The sequence below is a fragment of the Pseudomonas sp. X10 genome (genome assembly GCF_054889225.1).
Genome location: NZ_CM142677.1, coordinates 717,063 through 737,466, shown reverse-complemented (window position 1 = coordinate 737,466; position 20,404 = coordinate 717,063). Strand labels below are relative to the sequence as shown.

Genomic DNA, 20,404 nt, shown 5'->3' with positions numbered 1-20,404 from the left:
GGAATCTGCCATGAGCAAGAAACCGAAGAAGCACGGGCCGAACAAGGCCAAATCCATCGTCGCCCAACCGCTGTTCCGCTGCCGCCAGGAGCAGCCAGGCAAGGGCAAAGGCAGCTACCGCCGCGAAGCCTTCCAGTCGAGAGATTGGGAGGCTTCTTACTTTTTGGCCGCATGAGGGCACGAAGGCCACAGGCATGATATGGTCGGCACCTGACCTGCAATTCCTGGACCTGTGCATGCCCCTTCGTCTTTCCCAGCGCTGGCAACCCCGCCAGCTGATCGCGGCCTCCAGCCTCATCCTGCTTGTCGCCTGCGCGGAAAAACCCACCGCCGCCGACGCCCTGCCGCTGGCACCCGCCCAGCCCGCTCCGGTCGTGACCCTGCCCACTGCCACACCCGACGTCAGTACCGAAATCCAGCCACTGCAGACCTTTGCCCAATGGCAGGCCGGCTTCCGCCAGCAGGCCCTGCAGGCCGGCATCAGCGCAAGCACCTTCGACCGTGCATTCCTCGGCGTCACTCCGGACATGGACGTGATCAAAGCCGACCGCAGCCAACCAGAATTCACCCGCCCGGTCTGGGAATACCTGGAGGGCGCCCTGTCGCCGCTGCGCGTGCGCAGAGGCAAAGCGCTGCTCGAACAGAACGCTGAACTGCTAAGCCGTATCGAACAGCGCTACGGCGTTGACCGCCATGTGCTGGTCTCGGTATGGGGCATGGAAAGCAACTTCGGCCAGTTCCAGGGCAACAAATCGGTTATCCGCTCCCTGGCAACCCTAGCCTACGAAGGACGCCGTCCAGCGTTCGCCCAGTCCCAACTGCTGGCAGCCCTGGAGATCCTGCAAAACGGCGATATCCAGCCTGACGCCATGCGCGGCTCCTGGGCCGGCGCCATGGGTCAGACCCAGTTCATCCCGACCACCTACAATACCCATGCGGTGGACTTCGACGGCGACGGCCGTCGCGATATCTGGAACAGCACAGCCGATGCCCTCGCCTCGACGGCCCACTACCTGCAGAGTTCAGGCTGGAAGAAGGGCGAGCCCTGGGGCTTCGAAGTGCAACTGGAGCCGGGCTTCGACTTCTGGCTGGCCGATGGGGTGCAGCGCAAGCCCGTCAGCGAGTGGCTGCAACTTGGCCTGAAACTGCCGACCGGCACCCGCCTGCCCGCAGGCAGCAACCAACTCTCCGCCGCCCTGTTGCTGCCAGCTGGAGCCCGTGGCCCGGCGTTCCTGGTGCTGGACAACTTCCGCGCCATCCTCAAGTACAACAACTCATCGTCCTACGCCCTGGCAGTCAGTCTGCTGGGTGACCGCTTCTATGGCTGGGGCTACATCGCCGGCGCCTGGCCCAAGGACGACCTACCCTTGAGCCGTAGCGAGCGCATCGAGCTGCAGAACCTGCTCAACGCCAGCGGCCACGATGCTGGCAGTGCCGATGGCATCATCGGCGCCAACACCCGCAAAGCCATCCGCAATGCCCAGCAGGCACTGGGCTGGCCCGCCGATGGCTACCCAACTCACAAGCTGCTGGATAGCCTGCGTCGCCGCTGAACCGCTGTAGAAACGGCCACTCCCGGGTTGGGCGTGGCCGCAGCGCCAGAGACCAGTCAGCCGCAGAACAGGTCTTGCTCCAATACCAGACGACTACCCGCAGTCTCCAGGCGCACCCGCGCGCCCAACGGTAGGCACAGGTTGGGATTGCAATGCCCACTGCGCCAGCCGGCCAGCACCGGGATCTGCAAGGGTCCGAAGATATCCCGCAGCAGAGGCGCCAGGGCCTGGGTCGTGATGCCGGCGAAATCGCCCACCAGTACACCGCGCACACCTTGCAACTGACCCGCCAGACGCAGTTGGGTCAACAGACGGTCAACGCGGTACAGCGGCTCGTTGACGTCCTCGATGAACAAGATACTGTCTTCGCCCTGGATCTGCGCCGGCGTGCCCAGGGTCGCCGCGAGCAAGGACAGGTTGCCACCCGTCAGCCGTCCACTGGCCACACCCGGCAGCACCTCGGCAAGCGGATAGTCTGCGGGGTGCACAAGTACATCCCCTTCCCTCAAGCGCCCACCCAACTGCGCTAGCAGCGAACTCACGGTCGGCTCCAGCTTCTCTCCCAGCAAGTCTGCATTGAGCATGGCGCCGTGGAAGGTGACAAAGCCAACATGCCGGGCGATGGCCGTGTGCAGGGCTGTGATGTCGCTGTAGCCGATCAGCGGCTTGGGATGGCGACCGATCAGCTCGAAGTCGAGTTTGTCCAGCAGGCGCATGCTGCCGTAGCCGCCGCGCATACAGAGGATGGCGTCGATCTGCGGGTCGGCGAAGGCGTCGTGCAGGTCCTGCAAGCGGCGTTCGTCCGGGCCGGCCAGGTAGCCTTCGGCCTGGCTGAGCCCTGGATAGAGGCGGCATTGATAGCCCCGGAGTTCGAACCATTGACGGGCCTTGTCGGCGTCCAGTCGGGCGGGGCCCGCTGGGGCGATGATGGCGAAGCAGGCGTTGGCTGGCAGGGGCACAGGCAGGCGCGAATCGAAGGGCTCAGTACTGGCAGGGATCATCCGGGCAACTCCTTGTAGGGACAAACCCGCCACTCTGCGCCGCCGCAACGGCACCAGGCATGTGGAAAGCGTCCCGCAAACAAAAATGCCGATGCCGCCTTTCGGCGTGCATCGGCATGTTCAGCCAGCCAGGATCAGAGCTTGATCTTGGCTTCGTGGGCCTGTTGGTCGGCATGGTACGAAGAACGCACCAGCGGGCCGGAGGCCACGTTCTTGAAGCCCATGCGGTAACCTTCCTCGGCGAACCAGGCAAAGGTGTCCGGGTGGACGAAACGCTGTACCGGCAAGTGGCTACGTGACGGCTGCAGGTACTGGCCGAGGGTCAGCATGTCGATGTCATGCTCGCGCATGCGCTGCATCACCTCGATGACTTCCTCGTCCGTCTCGCCCAGGCCAAGCATCAGGCCAGACTTGGTCGGTACATGCGGCACCAGTTGCTTGAACTTCTGCAGCAGGTCCAGCGACCAGTCATAGTCCGAGCCCGGACGCGCAGCCTTGTACAGGCGCGGTACGGTTTCCAGATTGTGGTTGAACACATCTGGCGGCTCTTGGGCGGTAATGGCCAGGGCCACGTCCATGCGTCCACGGTAGTCCGGCACCAGGGTTTCCAGCTGGATACCAGGGGACAGCGCACGGATCTCGCGGATGCAGTCAGCGAAGTGCTGGGCGCCACCGTCACGCAGGTCGTCACGGTCCACCGAGGTGATCACCACGTACTTCAGGCGCAGGTCGGCGATAGCGACGGCCAGGTTCTTCGGCTCATCGACATCCAGCGGCTTCGGCCGGCCATGGCCGACGTCACAGAATGGGCAGCGACGGGTGCAGATGTCCCCCATGATCATGAAGGTCGCGGTACCGCCGGAGAAGCACTCGCCCAGGTTGGGGCAGGACGCTTCTTCACAAACGCTGTGCAGCTTATGCTTGCGCAACAGCTGCTTGATCCGGTCCACTTCCGGCGAAACCGGGATGCGTACGCGAATCCAGTCAGGCTTTTTCGGCAGTTCTTCGGTGGGGATGATCTTTACCGGGATGCGGGCAACCTTCTCCGCACCACGCAGTTTGACACCCGCCTCCACTTTCGGCCGAGGGGCCGGACGTGGAGTGACATCCTGAGTCGGTATCAGGGTTGGCACGGCTTCTTGCACAATAGTCATATTCAGTCGATTCCGCCCGTGAGGGTCGTCTGCTCAGCATAGTCGAGGTGCTTGACCAGCTGTCCGCGCAGCCTTGTCCTGACCTCGGAGAGTTCGATCGGGCCTGCCTGATCGCGCAGCTGGGTCATGGCCAGCCCCGCATACCCGCAGGGGTTGATTCGGCGGAATGGCGCCAGGTCCATATCCACGTTCAGGGCAAGGCCGTGAAAGGAACGGCCATTGCGGATCCGCAGGCCGAGGGAAGCGATCTTCGCCCCATCGACATATACGCCAGGCGCATCGGGCTTGGCCACGGCCTGGACATCATAGCTGGCGAGCAGGTCGACCAGACTGCGCTCGATGCGGCTGACCAGTTCGCGCACGCCGAAACCCAAGCGGCGCACATCCAGCAGCAGGTAGGCCACCAATTGCCCAGGGCCGTGGTAGGTCACCTGGCCGCCGCGGTCGGTCTGCACCACCGGGATATCGCCCGGCACCAGCAGGTGCTCGGCCTTGCCGGCCTGGCCCTGGGTGAACACCGGCGGGTGCTCCACCAACCAGACTTCATCGCCACTCTCGGTGGTGCGCTGCTCGGTAAAGCGGCGCATGGCCTCCAGCACCGGTTCATAGGGCTGTAGGCCGAGGTCACGAAAGCCGAGGCTCACCGGCATCAGAGCACCATGTGCACGATGCCGGTCGCGCGCAGGGCGCTGTTGATATCGCGCAACTGGTCTTCACCGGTCGCCACGATGTGCAACTGCACCGTGGTGTACTTGCCATTGCTGCTCTGGCGTTCGGCCAGGGTGCTCATGTCGACCTTGGCGTACTTCGTGAGGATCTCGATGACGGTCTCCTTGAAGTTGACCACAGTGTCACCGATCACCTTGATGGCGTAATCCGGGCAGGGAAATTCGATCTTGGGCGACTTGACGTCTTGTTCGCTCATGGCAGAAACGGCCTCGCAAGCCGTGGCAACAACAATACCCCCGCGACAACCGGCGGGGGCTTGCAGGTCACGTATCAGTTGAACAACCCGTAGAAGAATAGACGAATGCTATCCCACATACGGCGGAAGAAACCACCTTCCTCGACCGCGTCCAGGGCGATCAGGTCAGCGCTGTGTACTACCTTGTCGTCCAGTTTGACTTCCACTTTGCCGATCACGTCACCTTTGGCGATAGGCGCGGTCAGTTGCGGGTTCATGATCATGCTGGCAGCCAGTCGTTTCAATTGGCCTTTAGGCATGGTCATGCTCAGGTCATCGGCCAGACCGGCCTTGACCTGGCCGGTCGCGCCCTTCCAGACCGGAGCCTGGGTCAACTCGGTGCCCTTCTGGTAGAAGGTCTGGGTTTCGAAGAAGCGGAAACCATAGGTCAGCAGCTTCTGGGTCTCGGCAGCACGGGATTGCTCGCTGTTGGCCCCAAAGACCACGGCGATCAGGCGCATGCCGTCGCGGACGGCAGAGGCCACCATGCAGTAGCCGGCTTCCTCGGTGTGCCCGGTCTTCAGGCCATCGACGGTCTTGTCACGCCACAGCAGCAGGTTGCGGTTGGGCTGCTTGATGTTGTTCCAGAAGAACTCCTTCTGCGAGTAGATCGCATAGTGCGCCGGGTCTTCGTCGATGATCGCACGAGCCAGCACTGCCATGTCATGCGCCGAAGAGTAGTGCTCCGGGTGCGGCAGGCCGGTCGGGTTCATGAAGTGACTGTTGGTCATGCCCAGGTCGGTGGCGCTCTTGTTCATCATGTCGGCGAAGGCATCTTCGCTGCCGGCGATGTGCTCGGCCAGGGCGACGCTGGCGTCGTTGCCCGACTGGATGATGATGCCGTGCAGCAGGTCGCTGACGCTGACCTGGCTGCCAACCTTGATGAACATGCGCGACCCGCCGGTGCGCCAGGCGTTCTCGCTGACGGTCACCGGATCGTTCTCGCCGATCTGGCCACGACGGATGTCCAGGGTGGCGAGATAAGCGGTCATCAGCTTGGTGAGGCTGGCCGGCGGGAGACGCTCGTCACCATTGTTCTCGACCAGGACATTACCGCTGGACGCATCCATGAGCACGTAGGACTTGGCTGCCAGTTGCGGCGGCGACGGCATCATCTGCTCTGCCGCGAATGCAGCAGGGGTGATCATCAGCGGTACAAGCAGGCAAAGGCGTTTGGCAAAGGTGGTGATGTTCATCCGTCTCTCGAAATGGCTAATGGGCTCATGCCCTCAAGGGCAAAACGTTAACAGGCCTGGGGCCTTGCAGGCAAAACGGCCATTGTACATGGCCGCACTCCCCGCTTCATGACAAAACAGACGGGGGAGCTTCAAGCGATAGGCTACACACTGCAAGGAAAAGCGGGCTTGGCGTCGATCCGGCTTTTTCTTGTTGTTGGCAGCTTATCGCTTGCGGCTATCTAGTCTGCCCTGACCACTTTTGCCTGGCCGAGATTGGCCAGGCGCACGCTGTCCTGCATCTGCTGGGCTTCGCCCTGGCTGTTGATCGGCCCGAGGCGCACCCGGTGCAGGGTCTGCTGGTTACGCACGATGGAGCTGATGAACACCGGTGCGCTGACCATGGTGCTGAGTTTGGAACGCAGCAGTTCGGCAGCGTCCGGGTTGGCGAAAGCGCCCACCTGCAGGTACAGGCCACCGCCGTCGTTCATGGGATTGTGGCTGGCCACTTGTACCGGTACCACGGCGGCAGCGTGCTGCTGGGCAGGCGGGGTCCACTGTTCGACCTTACCGGTGCTGGCCGGGACCGGCTTGGCCTGGGCCACCTGCGGCTGCTGCAGCACCAGCGGTGCCGGGCGGCCGCGTTCGGCCCACCACTGCTGCGGGTCGATACCCTCGACACGTACCCGCGCAGTGCCACTCTCGGCATAGCCAAGCTTCTTCGCGGCGGCATAAGAGAGGTCGATGATTCGGTCGGAGTAGAACGGGCCGCGATCATTGACCCGCAGGATCACCGAACGCTGGTTGTCCAGGTTGGTCACCTTGACGTAGGCCGGCAGCGGCAGGGTCTTGTGCGCCGCACTCATGCCGTACAGGTCATAGACTTCGCCGTTAGCGGTGTTCTGGCCATGGAACTTGGTGCCGTACCAGGACGCGGTGCCTTCGGCGCGATAGTTACGCGACTCCTGGATCGGATAGTAGGTCTTGCCCAATACGGTATAGGGGTTGGCCTTGTACGCACCGGTGTGCACGGTCGGCGTGGCGTCGGGGATCTTCGTCACATCGACATCCCACCAGGGCGCGCCGTCCTTGTGGGCCCGGTTGATATCCAGGCCAGGCTGGGCACGGACGACATTGCCGCTCTGCTGCGGCGCACGGCTGGAGGAGCAGCTGGCCAGGGCCAGGCCCAGGGCAACGCAGGTGAACAGTTTGAACGAATTGGCAGAAAACAGTACGCGCATTACTTGACGCCCCGTGCTTGAACCAGCAGGTCCGAAAGCTGATGTACCGCCATGGCGTACATCACGCTGCGGTTGTAGCGAGTGATCGCGTAGAAGTTCTTCAGGCCCAGCCAGTACTCCGGACCGTTGTCACCTTCGAGCCGGAAGGCGGTGACCGGCAGATCATCGCGCAGCGCATCATGACTCGACCACCCCAGTGCCCGCAACTCCCCGACCGTCTTGACAGCCTCGATGCCGGGGCTCAGGCCCTCGTCGACGCGCTCGCCACGGACCATGGCGCGGCTGACCACAGGCTCGCCGGCCACCCAGCCATGGCGCTTGAAGTAGCTGGCCACGCTGCCGATGGCATCGTCCGGGTTGTTCCAGATATTGATATGGCCGTCGCCGTCGAAGTCCACGGCATAGGCGCGGAAGCTGCTGGGCATGAACTGAGGCAGGCCCATGGCGCCGGCGTAAGAACCCTTGAGGGTGAGCGGGTCGAGCTGCTCTTCGCGGGCCAGCAGCAGGAACTCACGCAGCTCCTTGCGGAAGAATTCGGCACGCGGCGGATAGTCGAAGCCAAGGGTCGAGAGCGCGTCGATGACCCGGAAGCTACCGGTGTTGCGGCCAAAGAACGTCTCCACGCCGATGATCGCCACAATCACCTGGGCCGGCACGCCGTACTCCTGCTCGGCCCGGGCCAGGGTCGCCTCGTGCTGGCGCCAGAAGTCCACACCCCGGGCAACGCGGGCGTCGGTAAGGAACATGGGACGGTATTCCTTCCACGGTTTAACCCGTTCGGCCGGACGCGAGATCGCGTCGAGGATCGACTGCTTGCGTTGCACCTCACGGAACACGCCCATCAGTTGCTCGTCGGCAAAGCCGTAGTCGCGGGTCATCTCACCGACGAACTCGGCCAGTTTGGGCGAGCCGTCATAATCCCCGGCATTGACCTGCTGGACAGCGCCGAACAGACCCACCGCGCCGATCCAAGGCGCACAACGGGCAGCCCAGCCACGCACTGCTTGCATGAAATTCTTCACCTTATTCAAACCTGTGCAATCCATTTGCGATGCGTATGGATCGACATCAGAACGCCAAACGCTGACAGCAGCGTCACCAATGAAGTTCCGCCATAACTGATGAAGGGCAGCGGCACCCCCACCACGGGCAGCAGACCGCTGACCATGCCAATATTGACGAACACGTAAACAAAGAAAGTCATGGTCAAGCTGCCTGCCAGCAGTTTGCCATAGAGGGTCTGGGCTTGGGCCGTGATCACCAACCCGCGCCCGATCAGCAGCAGGTAGAGCAGCAGCAAGGCACAGATGCCGACCAGACCGAACTCCTCGCCGAGTACGGCGATAATGAAGTCGGTGTGGCTTTCCGGAAGGAAATCCAGGTGCGACTGGGTGCCAAGCAACCAGCCCTTACCGAATACCCCACCCGAGCCGATGGCCGCCTTGGACTGGATGATGTTCCAGCCGGTACCCAGCGGATCGCTCTCCGGGTCGAGGAAGGTCAGTACCCGCTGCTTCTGGTAGTCGTGCATGACGAAGAACCACATGGCCACTGCCACCGGCACCGCCGCCGCCAGCACGCTGAGGATCCAGCGCCAGCGCAAGCCGCCCATGAACAACACGAAGGCGCCCGAAGCCATGACCAGCAGCGCCGTGCCCAAGTCCGGCTGACGCACGATGAGGATGAATGGGACGCCGATCAGTATCAGGCTGATCATCACATGTTTGAGGTCTGGCGGCAGGCTGCGCTTGGCCAGGTACCAGGCGATGGTTGCCGGCATGATGATCTTCATGAACTCCGCAGGCTGGAAGCGAATGACCCCGGGAATGTTGATCCAACGCGTGGCGCCCATGGCGTTGTGCCCCATGACATCCACCACGATCAGCAGGAATACCCCGCCGATATAGGCCACGGGCACCCAGCGCGCCATGAAGCGCGGCTCCAGCTGGGCAATGATGAGCATCGACACCAGGCCGATGCCGAACGAGGTGGCCTGTTTGAGCAGCATGTCCCAGTTCTTGCCGCTGGCCGAATAGAGGACGAACAGGCTGCCAGCCGCCAGGGCCAGCAGCAGGATCAGCAAGGGGCCGTCGACATGGATGCGCTGCAGGAAGCTGGCGCGCCGGCGCATCACGTCCTCGCTGGAGAGCATGCGATCGAAATTACTCTTCACTGGGCCGCTTCCTGAGCAACGGTTGAAGGTGCGAACTCGGTCTTGAGCTTGCCGTTTTCGTCGAGCAGCCAAGCGTCCATCACCTGGCGCACCACAGGGGCCGCGACGCCGGAACCAGACTCACCGTTCTCGACCATCACCGCGACCACGATCCTCGGGTCATCGGCCGGGGCGAAGCCGACGAACAACGCATGGTCGCGGTGGCGCTCCTGAAGCTTGTTGCGGTCATACTTCTCACCTTGCTTGATCGCCACCACCTGGGCGGTGCCGCTCTTGCCGGCGATACGGTACTGGGCGCCAAGCGAGGCCTTGCGCGCGGTGCCCCGGGCACCGTGCATCACCTGCTCCATGCCGTGGGTAACCTTGGCCCAATCGGACTTGTCGCGCAGGACGATGTCTTCCATCGGGTTCTCGTCCACCGGCGGCTTCCCTTCGATGCTCTTGGCCAGATGCGGCCGGTTCCACTTGCCTTTGCTGGCGATCAGCGCCGTGGCCTGGGCCAATTGCAGTGGCGTGGCCTGCATGTAGCCCTGGCCAATCCCAAGAATCAGCGTCTCGCCCGGGAACCAGGCCTGGCGGCGGGTGGCGCGCTTCCATTCGCGCGACGGCATCAGCCCCGGGGATTCCTCGAACATGTCCAGGGAAACCTTGCGGCCGATACCGAAGCGGTTCATGTAGACGGACAGGCGGTCGATGCCCATCTTGTGCGCCAGATCGTAGAAGTAAGTGTCGTTGGAACGCATGATCGCCGTGTCCAGGTCGACCCAGCCGTCACCGCTGCGGTTCCAGTTGCGGTATTTGTGGTCGTAGTTGGGCAACTGGTAGTAGCCCGGGTCGAAAACCCGGCTGCTGGCGGTGACCACGCCACTGTCGAGACCGGCAACCGCTACCGCTGGCTTGATGGTCGACCCCGGTGGATAAAGGCCACGCAGCACACGGTTGAACAGTGGGCGGTCGATGGAGTCGCGCAGTTCGCCATAGGCCTTGAAGCTGATGCCAGTGACGAACAGGTTGGGATCGAAGCTCGGCTGGCTGACCATCGCCAGCACCTCGCCAGTACGCGGATCGAGCGCGACGATGGCCCCACGGCGGCCACCCAGGGCCTCCTCGGCGGCTTCCTGCAGCTTGATGTCGAGGCTCAGGACGATGTCCTTGCCAGGGATCGGGTCGGTTCGCTTGAGCACCCGCAACACGCGTCCGCGAGCATTGGTTTCGACTTCCTCGTAACCCACCTGGCCATGCAGCTCGGATTCGTAGAAGCGCTCGACGCCGGTCTTGCCGATATGGTGGGTACCGCTGTAGTTGACCGGATCCAGGGTCTTGAGCTCTTTCTCATTGATACGCCCGACGTAGCCGACCGAATGAGCGAAATGCGCCCCCTGGGGATAATGCCGCACCAACTGGGCAGCCACCTCCACACCCGGCAGGCGGAACTGGTTGACGGCGATCCTGGCAATCTGCTCCTCGGTCAGTTCGAACAGGATGGGCACTGGCTCAAATGGCCGGCGCCCCTGCTTCATGCGCTTCTCGAACAGGGCGCGGTCATCAGGCGTCAGTTGCAGGACATCGACGATCACATCCAACACCTGCTGCCAGTCACCGGAACGCTCCCGGGTCATGGTCAGGCTGAAGCTGGGCCGGTTGTCGGCGATGATCACGCCGTTGCGGTCGAAGATCAGCCCGCGGGTCGGCGGGATCGGCTGCACATGCACCCGGTTGTTCTCCGACAGCGTCGAGTGATAGTCGTACTGGATCACCTGCAGGTAGTACAGGCGGGCAATGAGCACGCAGATGAGCAGCATGATCGCCACCGCACCGACCACGACGCGGTTACGCACCAAACGGGCGTCTTTCTCGTGGTCCTTGAGACGAATCGGCTGCGACATTGAAAAGGCTTACAGGCTCATTTGTGGTAGGGGTGCCCGGACAGCACGGTCCAGGCGCGGTACAGCTGTTCGCCGATCAGTATCCTTACCAACGGGTGTGGCAGCGTCAGCGGTGACAGCGACCAGCGCTGCTCGCTGCGCGCACAGACTTCCGGCGCCAACCCTTCCGGGCCGCCGACCATGAAGTTGACGGTACGCGCGTCCAGCCGCCAGCGATCCAGCTCGACCGCCAGTTGCTCGGTGCTCCAGGGCTTGCCATGGACCTCGAGCGTGACAATGCGCTCACCAGGCTGCACCTTGCTCAGCATCGCCTCCCCCTCCTGACGGATCAGGCGAGCGACATCGGCGTTCTTGCCACGGGTGTTCAGCGGGATTTCCACCAGCTCCAACGCCAGCTCCGGGGGCAGGCGCTTGGCATATTCATGCCAACCATCCTCGACCCAGCGGGGCATGCGCGAGCCGACCGCGATCAGACGCAGACGCACAGCGCTACCTCAACCCCGGTCTTTCAGGTTGTCGGAGTAGCTGTGGGTGTTTTCCGGGCTGTGGTGCTTGCCATCGGCGGCACGGCTCTGCTCGGCACCCAGCCACAGGCGCTCCAGGTCATAGAACTGGCGGGCAGCGGCGGTCATCATGTGAACAATGACGTCGTTCAGGTCGAGAAGAACCCAGTCGCTGTCACCCTTGCCTTCTTCGCTCAGAGGCTGGACGCCCTTGGCCTTGACCGCTTCGCGCACCTTTTCCAGCATGGCGTTGATCTGGCGGTTGGAAGTACCGGTGGCAATGATCATGTAGTCGGTCAGGCTGTGCTTGTCGCGCACATCGATGACCTGGATGTCCTGGGCCTTGACGTCTTCCAAAGCCGCCTTGGTCAGCTCGACCAGGTCTTCGCCGTTGATTTTCTGCTTGGTCATATAAAACTCGTTCAACTCATTGGATGAGGCGCCGTGTGGCGCCTTCAGTTCGGCGCACGGTAAAGGGCGTGCGCATCGATATAGGCCAGTACTGCGTCCGGCACCAGAAACCGCACCGACTTGCCGCTGGCCAGCAGCTGCCGGATCTGTGTGGCAGACACCGCGAGCGGCGTCTGCCAGACGAATGAAATGTGCCCCGCCGGCCCGGACAGGGCGTTGGGATCACTCACCGAGCGTGCGGCCAGCAGGTTGCGCAGCTCGTCTGGTGGTTCGACATCGGCATCCGGGCGTTGCAGCACCAGGATGTGACAGTGTTGCAGCAGCTCTTCCCAGCGATGCCAGCCGGGCAAGCCACAAAAAGCATCCCAACCCAGCACCAGGAACAGTTGGTCTTCGTCGGCCAGCTCGGCCCGGATCGACTCCAGGGTATCGATGGTGTAGGACGGTTTGTCGCGAGCCAGTTCACGGGCGTCGACGCTCAGCCGGGCAACGCCCTCGACCGCACTGCGGACCATGGCCAGACGGTCCTGGGCCGCCACCTGTGGGGTATCACGGTGTGGCGGTCGGGCGTTGGGCAGCAGGCGCAGCTCGTCCAGCGCCATGAACTCAGCCACCTCCAGCGCACTGCGCAGGTGGCCGATATGCACTGGGTCGAAGGTTCCGCCAAGGACGCCGACGCGCCGGACAGCCTGGCCCACGGCCGAGATCGCCTGAGTCAACTCAGCAGGACTCCTGGCCGCGCAGTTGGCCGTCACCGATCACCACGTACTTCTCGCAGGTCAGGCCTTCCAGGCCGACCGGGCCACGGGCATGCAGTTTGTCGGTGGAAATACCGATCTCGGCACCCAAGCCATACTCGAAGCCATCGGCGAAGCAAGTCGGAGTGTTGAGCATCACCGAGGCCGAGTCGACCTCGGCCAGGAAGCGCCGGGCCTGGCCCTGGTGCTCGGTGATGATCGAGTCGGTGTGATGCGAGCCGTAGTGATTGATGTGTTCGATGGCCTGGTCCAGACCGTCGACCACACGGATCGACAGGATCGCTGCCAGGTACTCGGTATGCCAATCATCTTCGCTGGCCGGCAGCGCCTCGATGAGCCCGCGGGTGCGCTCGCAGCCACGCAACTCGACGCCCTTCTCCTGGAAGCGGCGGGCCATTTCCGGCAGAAACGCGGCCGCCACACGCTGGTCGACCAGCAGGGTTTCCATCGCCCCGCAGATGCCATAGCGGTAGGTCTTGGCGTTGAAGGCGACGCGCCAGGCCTTGTCCAGGTCGGCGTGTTCGTCCACATAGACATGGCAGATACCGTCCAGGTGCTTGATCACAGGCACCCGTGCGTCACGGCTGATGCGCTCGATCAGGCCACGGCCGCCACGCGGCACGATCACGTCGACGAATTCCGGCATGCTGATCAGCGCGCCTACGGCTTCGCGGTCGGTGGTCTCGACTACCTGCACCACTGCCGCAGGCAAGCCAGCTTCGGCCAGGCCGCGCTGGATGCAGGTGGCGATGGCACGGTTGGAGTGGATAGCCTCGGACCCGCCACGCAGGATAGTGGCGTTGCCCGACTTCAGGCACAGGCTGGCGGCATCGATGGTCACGTTGGGCCGAGATTCGTAGATGATCCCGATCACCCCCAGGGGCACGCGCATCTTGCCAACCTGGATGCCCGAAGGCCGGTAGCTCATGTCACGCATGGCGCCGACCGGGTCCGGCAGGTTGGCGACCTGGCGCAGGCCGAGGATCATGCCATCGATGCGCGCCGGCGTCAGGGCCAGGCGGTCGAGCAACGCCGGCTCCAGGCCACTGGCGCGACCGGCGGCCAGATCCTGTTCGTTGGCTGCGGTCAGCTCATCGCGGGCGGCATCCAGTGCATCGGCGGCGGCCTGCAGGGCGCGGTTCTTCTGCGCGGTGCTGGCACGACCGATCACCCGGGAAGCCTCACGGGCGGCGCGACCCAGGCGGGTCATGTAGTCAAGAACGGACTCAGTCATGGGCTCAGTGTCTTGGCGAAAGGGGAAATCGGCTGATTATAACTGGCGCGCCGGTATACGCCCAGCGGTGGCTGGCGGATGGTCGAAATCAGACGAACCGAGCACAAGACTTCTCCTACAGGGCCTGTGGCAATAACGGCGTTACCGTTCAGGTTAGGTCAAGCAATTAATTGTTATCATCGCCGCCCCACAACCTCGAATGGCCCGCATGCAAGACTCAGCACCCTGCCCCGCCCGCGCCCTGCCAGACAGCTTTTTCGACCGCGATGCCCAGACCCTGGCCAAGGCCCTGCTGGGCAAGGTCATCCGTCACCGCCACGGCAACCTGTGGCTGGCGGCGCGAATCATCGAGACCGAGGCCTACTACCTGACCGACAAAGGCAGCCATGCGTCCCTGGGCTACACGGAAAAGCGCAAGGCCCTGTTCCTCGACGGCGGGCACATCTACATGTACTACGCCCGGGGCGGCGACTCGCTGAACTTCAGCGCCCAGGGCCCCGGCAACGCCGTCCTGATCAAATCGGCCTACCCCTGGCTGGATGCCATCTCCGACGCCAACAGTCTGGCGCAGATGCAACTGAACAACCCCGCCGCCAACGGCCAGCTGCGCCCGCCGGAGCGCCTGTGCGCCGGCCAGACCCTGCTGTGCAAGGCCATGGGCCTGAAGGTGCCGCACTGGGACGCCAAGCGCTTCGACCCAGACCGGTTGTTCGTCGAGGATTGTGGCATCGATGTGAAACGGACCATTCAGACAAGCCGTCTCGGCATACCCCACGGCCGCGACGAACACCTGCCCTATCGCTTCGTCGATGCCGATTTCGCCCGCCACTGCACACGGAACCCGCTACGCCGGGGCCAAGTCGAAGGGCGGGACTATTTCATTCTGGAACAAGGAAGCTGACACCATGGGCCAATGGCTCGACAGCCTGAGCGGCTGGCTCAGCGCCAACCCGCAGTGGCTTGGCCTGGCGATCTTTCTGGTGGCCTGCATCGAGTGCCTGGCTATCGCCGGGCTCCTCGTGCCAGGCACCGTCCTGTTGTTCGCTGTCGCCGCCCTGGCGGGCAGCGGCGCCCTGTCGCTGGGCGAGACCCTGGCACTGGGCTTCTTCGGCGGCTTGTTGGGCGACGCCCTGTCCTACGCCCTGGGCCGCCGCTTTCACCAGAACATCCGCCGCCTGCCTCTGCTGCGCCATCACCCGGAATGGATCGGCAGCGCCGAGACCTATTTCCAACGCTACGGTATCGCCAGTCTCCTGGTAGGGCGCTTCATCGGCCCGCTACGGCCCATGCTGCCTATGGTCGCCGGCATGTTCGACATGCCGCTGCCGCGCTTCATCGCCGTCAGCCTGCTGGCCGGCGCTGGCTGGTCGGTGGCCTACCTGCTGCCCGGCTGGGCCACGGGCGCAGCCATGCGCCTGCCCCTACCGGAGGGTTTCTGGCTGGAGGCCGGCTTTATCGCCACTGGCCTGGCCGTGCTGGTCGGCCTGAGCATCAACAGCAGCCTGCGTAGCTATCGTCATGGTACCCGGCTGATTGCCGCGGCGAGCCTACTGGCCCTGGTGGCCCTGTTCCTTGGCTGGCCGCGCCTGCATGAGTTCGATCAGGGCCTGATGACCCTGATCCAGGAACACCGCAATCACGCCATCGACAGCAGCGTGGTGCTGGTCACCCGCCTCGGCGATTTCCGCACCCAGTTTTTCCTGGGCGGCTTGCTGACCGGCCTGTTGCTACTCGCCCGGCAATGGCGGCATGCCCTGTTCGCTGGCGCCACCCTGATGGGCACGGCGCTGGCCAATGGCAGCCTGAAGTGGTTGTTCGCTCGTTCTCGTCCAGAAGTGCTCACTGATCCACTGACCAGCTACAGCATGCCCAGCGGCCATAGCTCGGCATCTTTCGCCTTCTTCCTGGTCCTGGCCGTACTGGCCGGCCGCGCCCAACCGCCGCGCATGCGCCTGACGTGGATCCTGCTGGGCTGCCTGCCGGCCTTGTCGATCGCTTTGTCGAGGGTCTACCTGGGCGCGCACTGGCCAACCGATATCCTCGCCGGCTCGCTACTGGCCTGCTGCATCTGTGCCCTCAGCCTGACCTTGGTACAGCATCGCCAGCCCCTCAGCGCGCTACCTCTACGGGTGTGGTGGCTGATCCTGCCGGCTTGCACGGCCTTGCTTGCCTTTTTCGCACTCTATGCCCTGCCTCAGGCCTTGTTGCGCTACCAGTACTAGGCAAACAGCTCGCCCTGGATGCGCTCCAGCAAGGTCTGGATCGCCTCCAGGCGCCGCGGCGGCGAATCTATGGCCAGCAGGTCGAGTTTGTCTTCCTCGATGAAGGGCAGCAGGTAGGCCAGTTGGTTGGCCAACGACTGCTGTCCATCCACCGCCTTGGGCATGTCGAGGGCGGCCACCATAGGGTGTTCCCCCAAGGCGAGCAGCAGCGCGAGCAAATCGTCATCCTGCTCGACCAAGGGGCTGTCCGGCCGCTCGGGTAGCCATTGCACCTCGCCAAGCATTAACTGGTCCTTCTGCACCTCGGTCCGCTCGACGCGAAAACGCCTCGCGCCCTCGACACGAATGCCCAACAGGCCATTGTCCTGCTGCTGAAAATCGCGGATCAGCGCTTCGCAGCCAATCGACGCCACCCCTAGCGGCGCCTTGCCGACCTGCTCGCCTTCGAGAATGCACACCACGCCGAAGCCGCCGCCTTGCTTCATGCAGCGGCCGATCATGTCCAGGTAGCGCGCTTCGAAGATCTGCAGATCGAGCACGCAGCCGGGAAACAACACGGTATTGAGGGGAAACAGCGGTAGCGTCATCACAACTCCTCAAGCCACCAGACTGACCGCCAACGGCAAGAAAACCGCCGTGGCCACGCCCATCAGGCTCATCGCCAGCGCGGCAAAGGCACCACACTCGTCACTTTCCTGCAGCGCCACGGAGGTGCCCACGGCATGGGCCGTCACCCCCAGGGCCATGCCACGGGCCTCAGGACTGAGTACTCCACAACGCGACAACAATGCGGGGCCGAAGATGGCGCCGATCACCCCGGTGATCAGCACGAACACTGCTGCCAACGCCGCCACGCCACCGATCTGCTCAGCTACCAGCATGGCGATCGGCGAAGTGACCGACTTGGGCGCCATGGTCATGAGGATCATATGTTCGGCACCAAACCACCAGCCCAGGAGCACACACGCCAAGGTGGCGAACACGCCTCCGATTACCAGCGTAGTAAAAGTCGGCCAGAACAGTTGGCGAATTCGCCGCAGGTTAAGGTAAAGCGGCACGGCCAGGGCAACGGTGGCCGGCCCAAGGAGAATGTTGAGGATCTCGGTGCTCTTGCGGTACTCACCGTAGGTGATGCCGCAAGCCACCAGGACGCCGATGACCAGCAGCATCGACACCAGCACAGGTTGCAGGAAGATCCAGCGGGTTTTCTCGTAGGCTGCGAGCACCAACTGGTAGGCGCCCAGCGTGATACCGATACCGAACAGCGGATGATGGATGACAGCGTCGAGCGCGCCTTGCCAATCGAGGATCATGGCTGCTCCTTGCGCTTGCCCTGGCGGTGGATGAGCTTTTGCATCAGCACACCGACGAAGGCTAGGGTCACCAACGCGGAGATCACCAGAGCGCCGACGATGGCCCAGAAATCAGCGGCAATGTCCTTGGCATAAACCATCACCCCGACCGCCGGCGGCACCAGCAGCAGCGGCAGGTAGCGCAACAGGCTCGAAGAAGCTTCGTTCAACGGCTTGCCGACCTCGCCCCGCACCATCAGAAACACCAGCAACAGCAGCAGGCCGATGATCGGCCCCGGCAGGATCGGCACCAATAGATGGTTGATCGCCGTACCCAGCAGCTGAAACAGCACCAGCCAGGTCAAACCACGCAACAGCATAAAGATCTCCTTCGGGCTCTGCGGCCATTATAAGCATGCTAAGCAACCACCTATAAGGCGATATTCGCCGAAAAGATGGCAACTTGACCTCAACCCGCCGACGTGCTGATCTTGGACTGTCGTACCACTCGAACAACAATGAATGACAGTCTGGAGAGTCACGATGCCCTATGTACCTGTTGCAGAGCTTTCGCAGTACGTTGGAAAGGAGCTGGGACGTTCCGAATGGCTGAAGATCGATCAAGAGCGCATCAACCTGTTCGCCGAAGCCACCGGCGACTTCCAGTTCATCCATGTCGACCCGGCGAAGGCCGCCAAGACCCCCTTTGGCACCACCATCGCCCATGGTTTCCTCACCTTGTCGCTGATACCCAAGCTGATGGAAGACATCCTTGTCCTGCCTGAAGGCCTGAAGATGGTCGTCAACTACGGCCTGGACAGCGTGCGTTTCATCCAGCCAGTGAAGGTGGACAGCAATGTGCGCCTGAAGGTCGAACTGGTCGACGTTACCGAGAAGAAACCTGGCCAATGGCTGCTCAAGGCCACGGTCACCCTGGAGATCGAAGGCGAGGAAAAACCCGCCTATATCGCCGAGCCGCTCTCGCTCTGCTTCGTCTGATCCAATGCTGCTGAAACAGCCTCGGCTGTTTCAGCCAGCGCATTCTGCGGCATACTCGGGGCCTCTTTTGTCCGGACCCCGTCATGCGCCCTCTCCTACCCCTTGCCCTGACCCTGCTGCTCACTGCCTGTGGTGACGGCGAGCCTTTGTCGTCACCGGATGCTCGCCTTCCTGACGGAGGGCGCTACCGGGGGCAAGTCGTCGATGGGTTGTTGCAAGGCGAAGGACGCATCGACTACCCCAATGGCAGTTGGTACGCCGGCACCTTCCTCAATGGCCAATGGCATGGCCAGGGCGAGTGGCACGGCAGCAATGGCGAGGTCTACCGCGGGCAGTTCGCCGAAGGCCTGTTCCATGGCCTTGGCACCCTGACCACGCCAGGCAGCTACTACAGCGGCACCTTCAAGCACGGCCGGCGCGACGGCGAAGGTACGCTGAAGGAGAGCGAACTGCTCTACCGTGGCCAGTTCAAGGACGACCAGTACGAAGGTGCCGGCCAGCTCGAACTGGCCGATGGCAGCCGCTACCAGGGCCTGTTCGCCCGGGGCAAGCCCAACGGCGCCGGCGTACGCAGCGATGCCAACGGCAATCAATTCAGTGGCCGTTTCGTCGATGGCCAGTTACAAGGCAGCGGAACCTTCAACAGCGCCGAGGGCGAGCAATATATCGGTGAATTCAAGGACAACCGCCTCGAAGGGCGTGGACGCTACGAGAATGCCGAAGGTGATGTCTGGATCGGTCAGTTCAAGGACGGGGCGCTCAGCGGCGAAGGCGAACTGCTGGGCAGCGACGGCAGCCGCTACAAAGGCGCGTTCCGCGACTGGCGCTTCTCCGGCAATGGCCGCTTGCAACTGGCCGATGGCAGCCTCTATGTCGGCGGTTTCGCCAATGACGCCTATCAAGGCCATGGACGCCTGACCCGTAGCGATGGCCACGTAGAAACCGGCTACTGGGTCAATGGCCTGCGCACCCGGGACGAACACGGCAAGCTGCTGTCCGATCCCCTGGAACTCGCCCTCCTCAATCAAGGCAAGCTGCTGGAGCAGGCACTGGCCAAGGTGCCGCGCTCAACACCCCCGATCGAGCTGTACAGCCTAGTCCTGGCCGGCGATGGCCAGCAGAGCGTGTTCCTGCGTGAGGCCGACTATGTCAGCAACCTGCTCAAGGTGCGCTTCGGTGCCCATGGCCAGGTCAGCCTGGTCAACCACCGCGACCACCTGGCCGACCGCCCCATGGCCACCCGCGAAAACCTGAGCCGCGCCGCCCGCACACTGGCCGAGCGCAGCGGGCCGGAAGATCTGGTGTTCATCTACCTGACCAGCCATGGCAGCCATGACCACCAGTTGGTGCTCGACCAGCCACGCTTGCAACTGGCCGACCTGTCCGCCAACGAACTGGCCAGTGCCCTGGCGCCGCTGAAAGACCGCGACAAGATCATTGTCATCTCCGCCTGCTATTCAGGAGGCTACATCGCTCCGCTCAAAGACGAGCGCACCCTGATCATGACGGCAGCGCGAACTGACCGGGTCTCCTTCGGCTGTTCGGAGGAAGCCGACTTCACCTATTTCGGTGACGCCTTGTTCGCCCAGGCCTTGAACCAGACAGACGACCTGAAACAAGCGTTTGAACTGGCAAGCGCCAGCGTTGCCGAACGAGAACAGAGTGAAGGTTTCGAAGCCTCGGAACCCCAGATCTGGGCCCCTCCTGCAGTCCTGGCGCATTGGCAGCGCCTGCGCCAGCAGCAGGCGGAAGAAGCGCTGCAGAATGATGCACGGTCAGCCTCGGTGGAACAGGAAAAAAAACCGGCCACCCACTAAGCTGACTGTAACAAGGGAGAG

22 protein-coding genes are annotated in these 20,404 nt (G+C 63.1%); 6 read left to right on the top strand and 16 right to left on the bottom strand.

The window, feature by feature from the left end; genetic code table 11:
• The first annotated feature begins 10 nt into the window (after positions 1-10).
• A complete protein-coding gene (gene arfA / locus ACYU03_RS03450) occupies positions 11-175 on the top strand; it encodes an alternative ribosome rescue factor ArfA (protein WP_434518445.1) in 165 nt (54 codons plus the stop codon).
• Between the two features lie 61 nt (positions 176-236).
• Positions 237-1,553 (top strand): lytic murein transglycosylase, encoded by a 1,317-nt coding sequence (locus tag ACYU03_RS03445; RefSeq protein WP_461888115.1) that lies wholly within the window; start codon positions 237-239, stop codon positions 1,551-1,553.
• A gap of 56 nt (positions 1,554-1,609) precedes the next feature.
• Here ACYU03_RS03445 and ACYU03_RS03440 read toward each other — a convergent pair whose 3' ends face one another.
• The 13 genes from ACYU03_RS03440 to ACYU03_RS03380 all read right to left on the bottom strand — a co-directional run bounded on the left by ACYU03_RS03440 (position 1,610) and on the right by ACYU03_RS03380 (position 14,053).
• Positions 1,610-2,554, bottom strand: a complete 945-nt coding sequence (locus ACYU03_RS03440) for a S66 peptidase family protein (RefSeq protein ID WP_461888114.1) — start codon at positions 2,552-2,554, stop codon at positions 1,610-1,612.
• 134 nt (positions 2,555-2,688) lie between these two features.
• Positions 2,689-3,708: a lipoyl synthase gene (lipA, locus tag ACYU03_RS03435; protein WP_461888113.1), complete on the bottom strand. Its 1,020-nt coding sequence runs from the start codon at positions 3,706-3,708 to the stop codon at positions 2,689-2,691.
• A gap of 2 nt (positions 3,709-3,710) precedes the next feature.
• Positions 3,711-4,358 carry a lipoyl(octanoyl) transferase LipB gene (gene lipB / locus ACYU03_RS03430; RefSeq protein WP_461888112.1) on the bottom strand — a complete coding sequence of 216 codons (648 nt, stop codon included), beginning with the start codon at positions 4,356-4,358 and terminating at the stop codon, positions 3,711-3,713.
• Positions 4,358-4,633 carry a DUF493 domain-containing protein gene (locus ACYU03_RS03425; protein ID WP_461888111.1) on the bottom strand — a complete coding sequence of 92 codons (276 nt, stop codon included), beginning with the start codon at positions 4,631-4,633 and terminating at the stop codon, positions 4,358-4,360. Before ACYU03_RS03425 ends, lipB begins: the two co-directional genes overlap by 1 nt.
• 74 nt (positions 4,634-4,707) lie before the next feature.
• Positions 4,708-5,868, bottom strand: coding sequence for a D-alanyl-D-alanine carboxypeptidase family protein (locus ACYU03_RS03420; RefSeq protein WP_461888110.1), 1,161 nt, complete (start codon positions 5,866-5,868; stop codon positions 4,708-4,710).
• A gap of 221 nt (positions 5,869-6,089) precedes the next feature.
• Positions 6,090-7,088, bottom strand: a complete 999-nt coding sequence (locus tag ACYU03_RS03415; RefSeq protein ID WP_461888109.1) for a septal ring lytic transglycosylase RlpA family protein — start codon at positions 7,086-7,088, stop codon at positions 6,090-6,092.
• A complete protein-coding gene (gene mltB / locus ACYU03_RS03410) occupies positions 7,088-8,098 on the bottom strand; it encodes a lytic murein transglycosylase B (protein WP_461888108.1) in 1,011 nt (336 codons plus the stop codon). Before mltB ends, ACYU03_RS03415 begins: the two co-directional genes overlap by 1 nt.
• Positions 8,099-8,115: 17 nt before the next feature.
• Positions 8,116-9,219: a rod shape-determining protein RodA gene (gene rodA, locus ACYU03_RS03405; RefSeq protein WP_461891365.1), complete on the bottom strand. Its 1,104-nt coding sequence runs from the start codon at positions 9,217-9,219 to the stop codon at positions 8,116-8,118.
• Between the two features lie 38 nt (positions 9,220-9,257).
• The gene (mrdA, locus tag ACYU03_RS03400) at positions 9,258-11,147 is read right to left on the bottom strand and encodes a penicillin-binding protein 2 (RefSeq protein ID WP_461888107.1); all 1,890 of its coding nucleotides are present in this window, start codon (positions 11,145-11,147) and stop codon (positions 9,258-9,260) included.
• 17 nt (positions 11,148-11,164) lie between these two features.
• On the bottom strand, positions 11,165-11,632 hold the full coding sequence (gene rlmH / locus ACYU03_RS03395) for a 23S rRNA (pseudouridine(1915)-N(3))-methyltransferase RlmH (protein WP_461888106.1): 468 nt from the start codon (positions 11,630-11,632) through the stop codon (positions 11,165-11,167).
• Positions 11,633-11,641: 9 nt separating this feature from the next.
• On the bottom strand, positions 11,642-12,061 hold the full coding sequence (rsfS, locus tag ACYU03_RS03390) for a ribosome silencing factor (RefSeq protein ID WP_461888105.1): 420 nt from the start codon (positions 12,059-12,061) through the stop codon (positions 11,642-11,644).
• 44 nt (positions 12,062-12,105) lie between these two features.
• Entirely contained in the window at positions 12,106-12,759 is a 654-nt protein-coding gene (nadD, locus tag ACYU03_RS03385; RefSeq protein ID WP_461891364.1) for a nicotinate-nucleotide adenylyltransferase, read from the bottom strand.
• 22 nt (positions 12,760-12,781) lie between these two features.
• Positions 12,782-14,053 (bottom strand): glutamate-5-semialdehyde dehydrogenase, encoded by a 1,272-nt coding sequence (locus tag ACYU03_RS03380; RefSeq protein WP_461888104.1) that lies wholly within the window; start codon positions 14,051-14,053, stop codon positions 12,782-12,784.
• Positions 14,054-14,252: 199 nt separating this feature from the next.
• Between ACYU03_RS03380 and ACYU03_RS03375 the strand changes: the two genes are divergently transcribed.
• Together ACYU03_RS03375 and ACYU03_RS03370 are read left to right on the top strand one after the other, a co-directional pair.
• On the top strand, positions 14,253-14,954 hold the full coding sequence (locus ACYU03_RS03375; RefSeq protein WP_461888103.1) for a DNA-3-methyladenine glycosylase: 702 nt from the start codon (positions 14,253-14,255) through the stop codon (positions 14,952-14,954).
• A gap of 4 nt (positions 14,955-14,958) precedes the next feature.
• Positions 14,959-16,275, top strand: coding sequence for a bifunctional DedA family/phosphatase PAP2 family protein (locus tag ACYU03_RS03370; protein ID WP_461888102.1), 1,317 nt, complete (start codon positions 14,959-14,961; stop codon positions 16,273-16,275).
• Here the strand turns inward: ACYU03_RS03370 and ACYU03_RS03365 are convergent.
• From ACYU03_RS03365 to ACYU03_RS03355, 3 genes are read right to left on the bottom strand one after another with little or no spacing between them, the layout of a single operon-like run.
• On the bottom strand, positions 16,272-16,862 hold the full coding sequence (locus ACYU03_RS03365; RefSeq protein ID WP_461888101.1) for an LON peptidase substrate-binding domain-containing protein: 591 nt from the start codon (positions 16,860-16,862) through the stop codon (positions 16,272-16,274). The two genes, ACYU03_RS03370 and ACYU03_RS03365, sit on opposite strands and share 4 nt — an antisense overlap.
• Positions 16,863-16,871: 9 nt before the next feature.
• Positions 16,872-17,588, bottom strand: coding sequence for an LrgB family protein (locus ACYU03_RS03360; RefSeq protein ID WP_461888100.1), 717 nt, complete (start codon positions 17,586-17,588; stop codon positions 16,872-16,874).
• Complete coding sequence (locus ACYU03_RS03355; protein ID WP_461888099.1) at positions 17,585-17,947, bottom strand: CidA/LrgA family protein; 363 nt, start codon at positions 17,945-17,947, stop codon at positions 17,585-17,587. The genes ACYU03_RS03360 and ACYU03_RS03355 overlap by 4 nt, the downstream gene beginning before the upstream one ends.
• Positions 17,948-18,110: 163 nt before the next feature.
• Here ACYU03_RS03355 and ACYU03_RS03350 point away from each other — a divergent pair, with 163 nt between their 5' ends.
• Positions 18,111-18,566 (top strand): MaoC family dehydratase, encoded by a 456-nt coding sequence (locus ACYU03_RS03350; RefSeq protein ID WP_461888098.1) that lies wholly within the window; start codon positions 18,111-18,113, stop codon positions 18,564-18,566.
• Between the two features lie 83 nt (positions 18,567-18,649).
• Positions 18,650-20,383 (top strand): C13 family peptidase, encoded by a 1,734-nt coding sequence (locus ACYU03_RS03345; RefSeq protein ID WP_461888097.1) that lies wholly within the window; start codon positions 18,650-18,652, stop codon positions 20,381-20,383.
• The last annotated feature ends 21 nt before the right edge of the window (positions 20,384-20,404 follow it).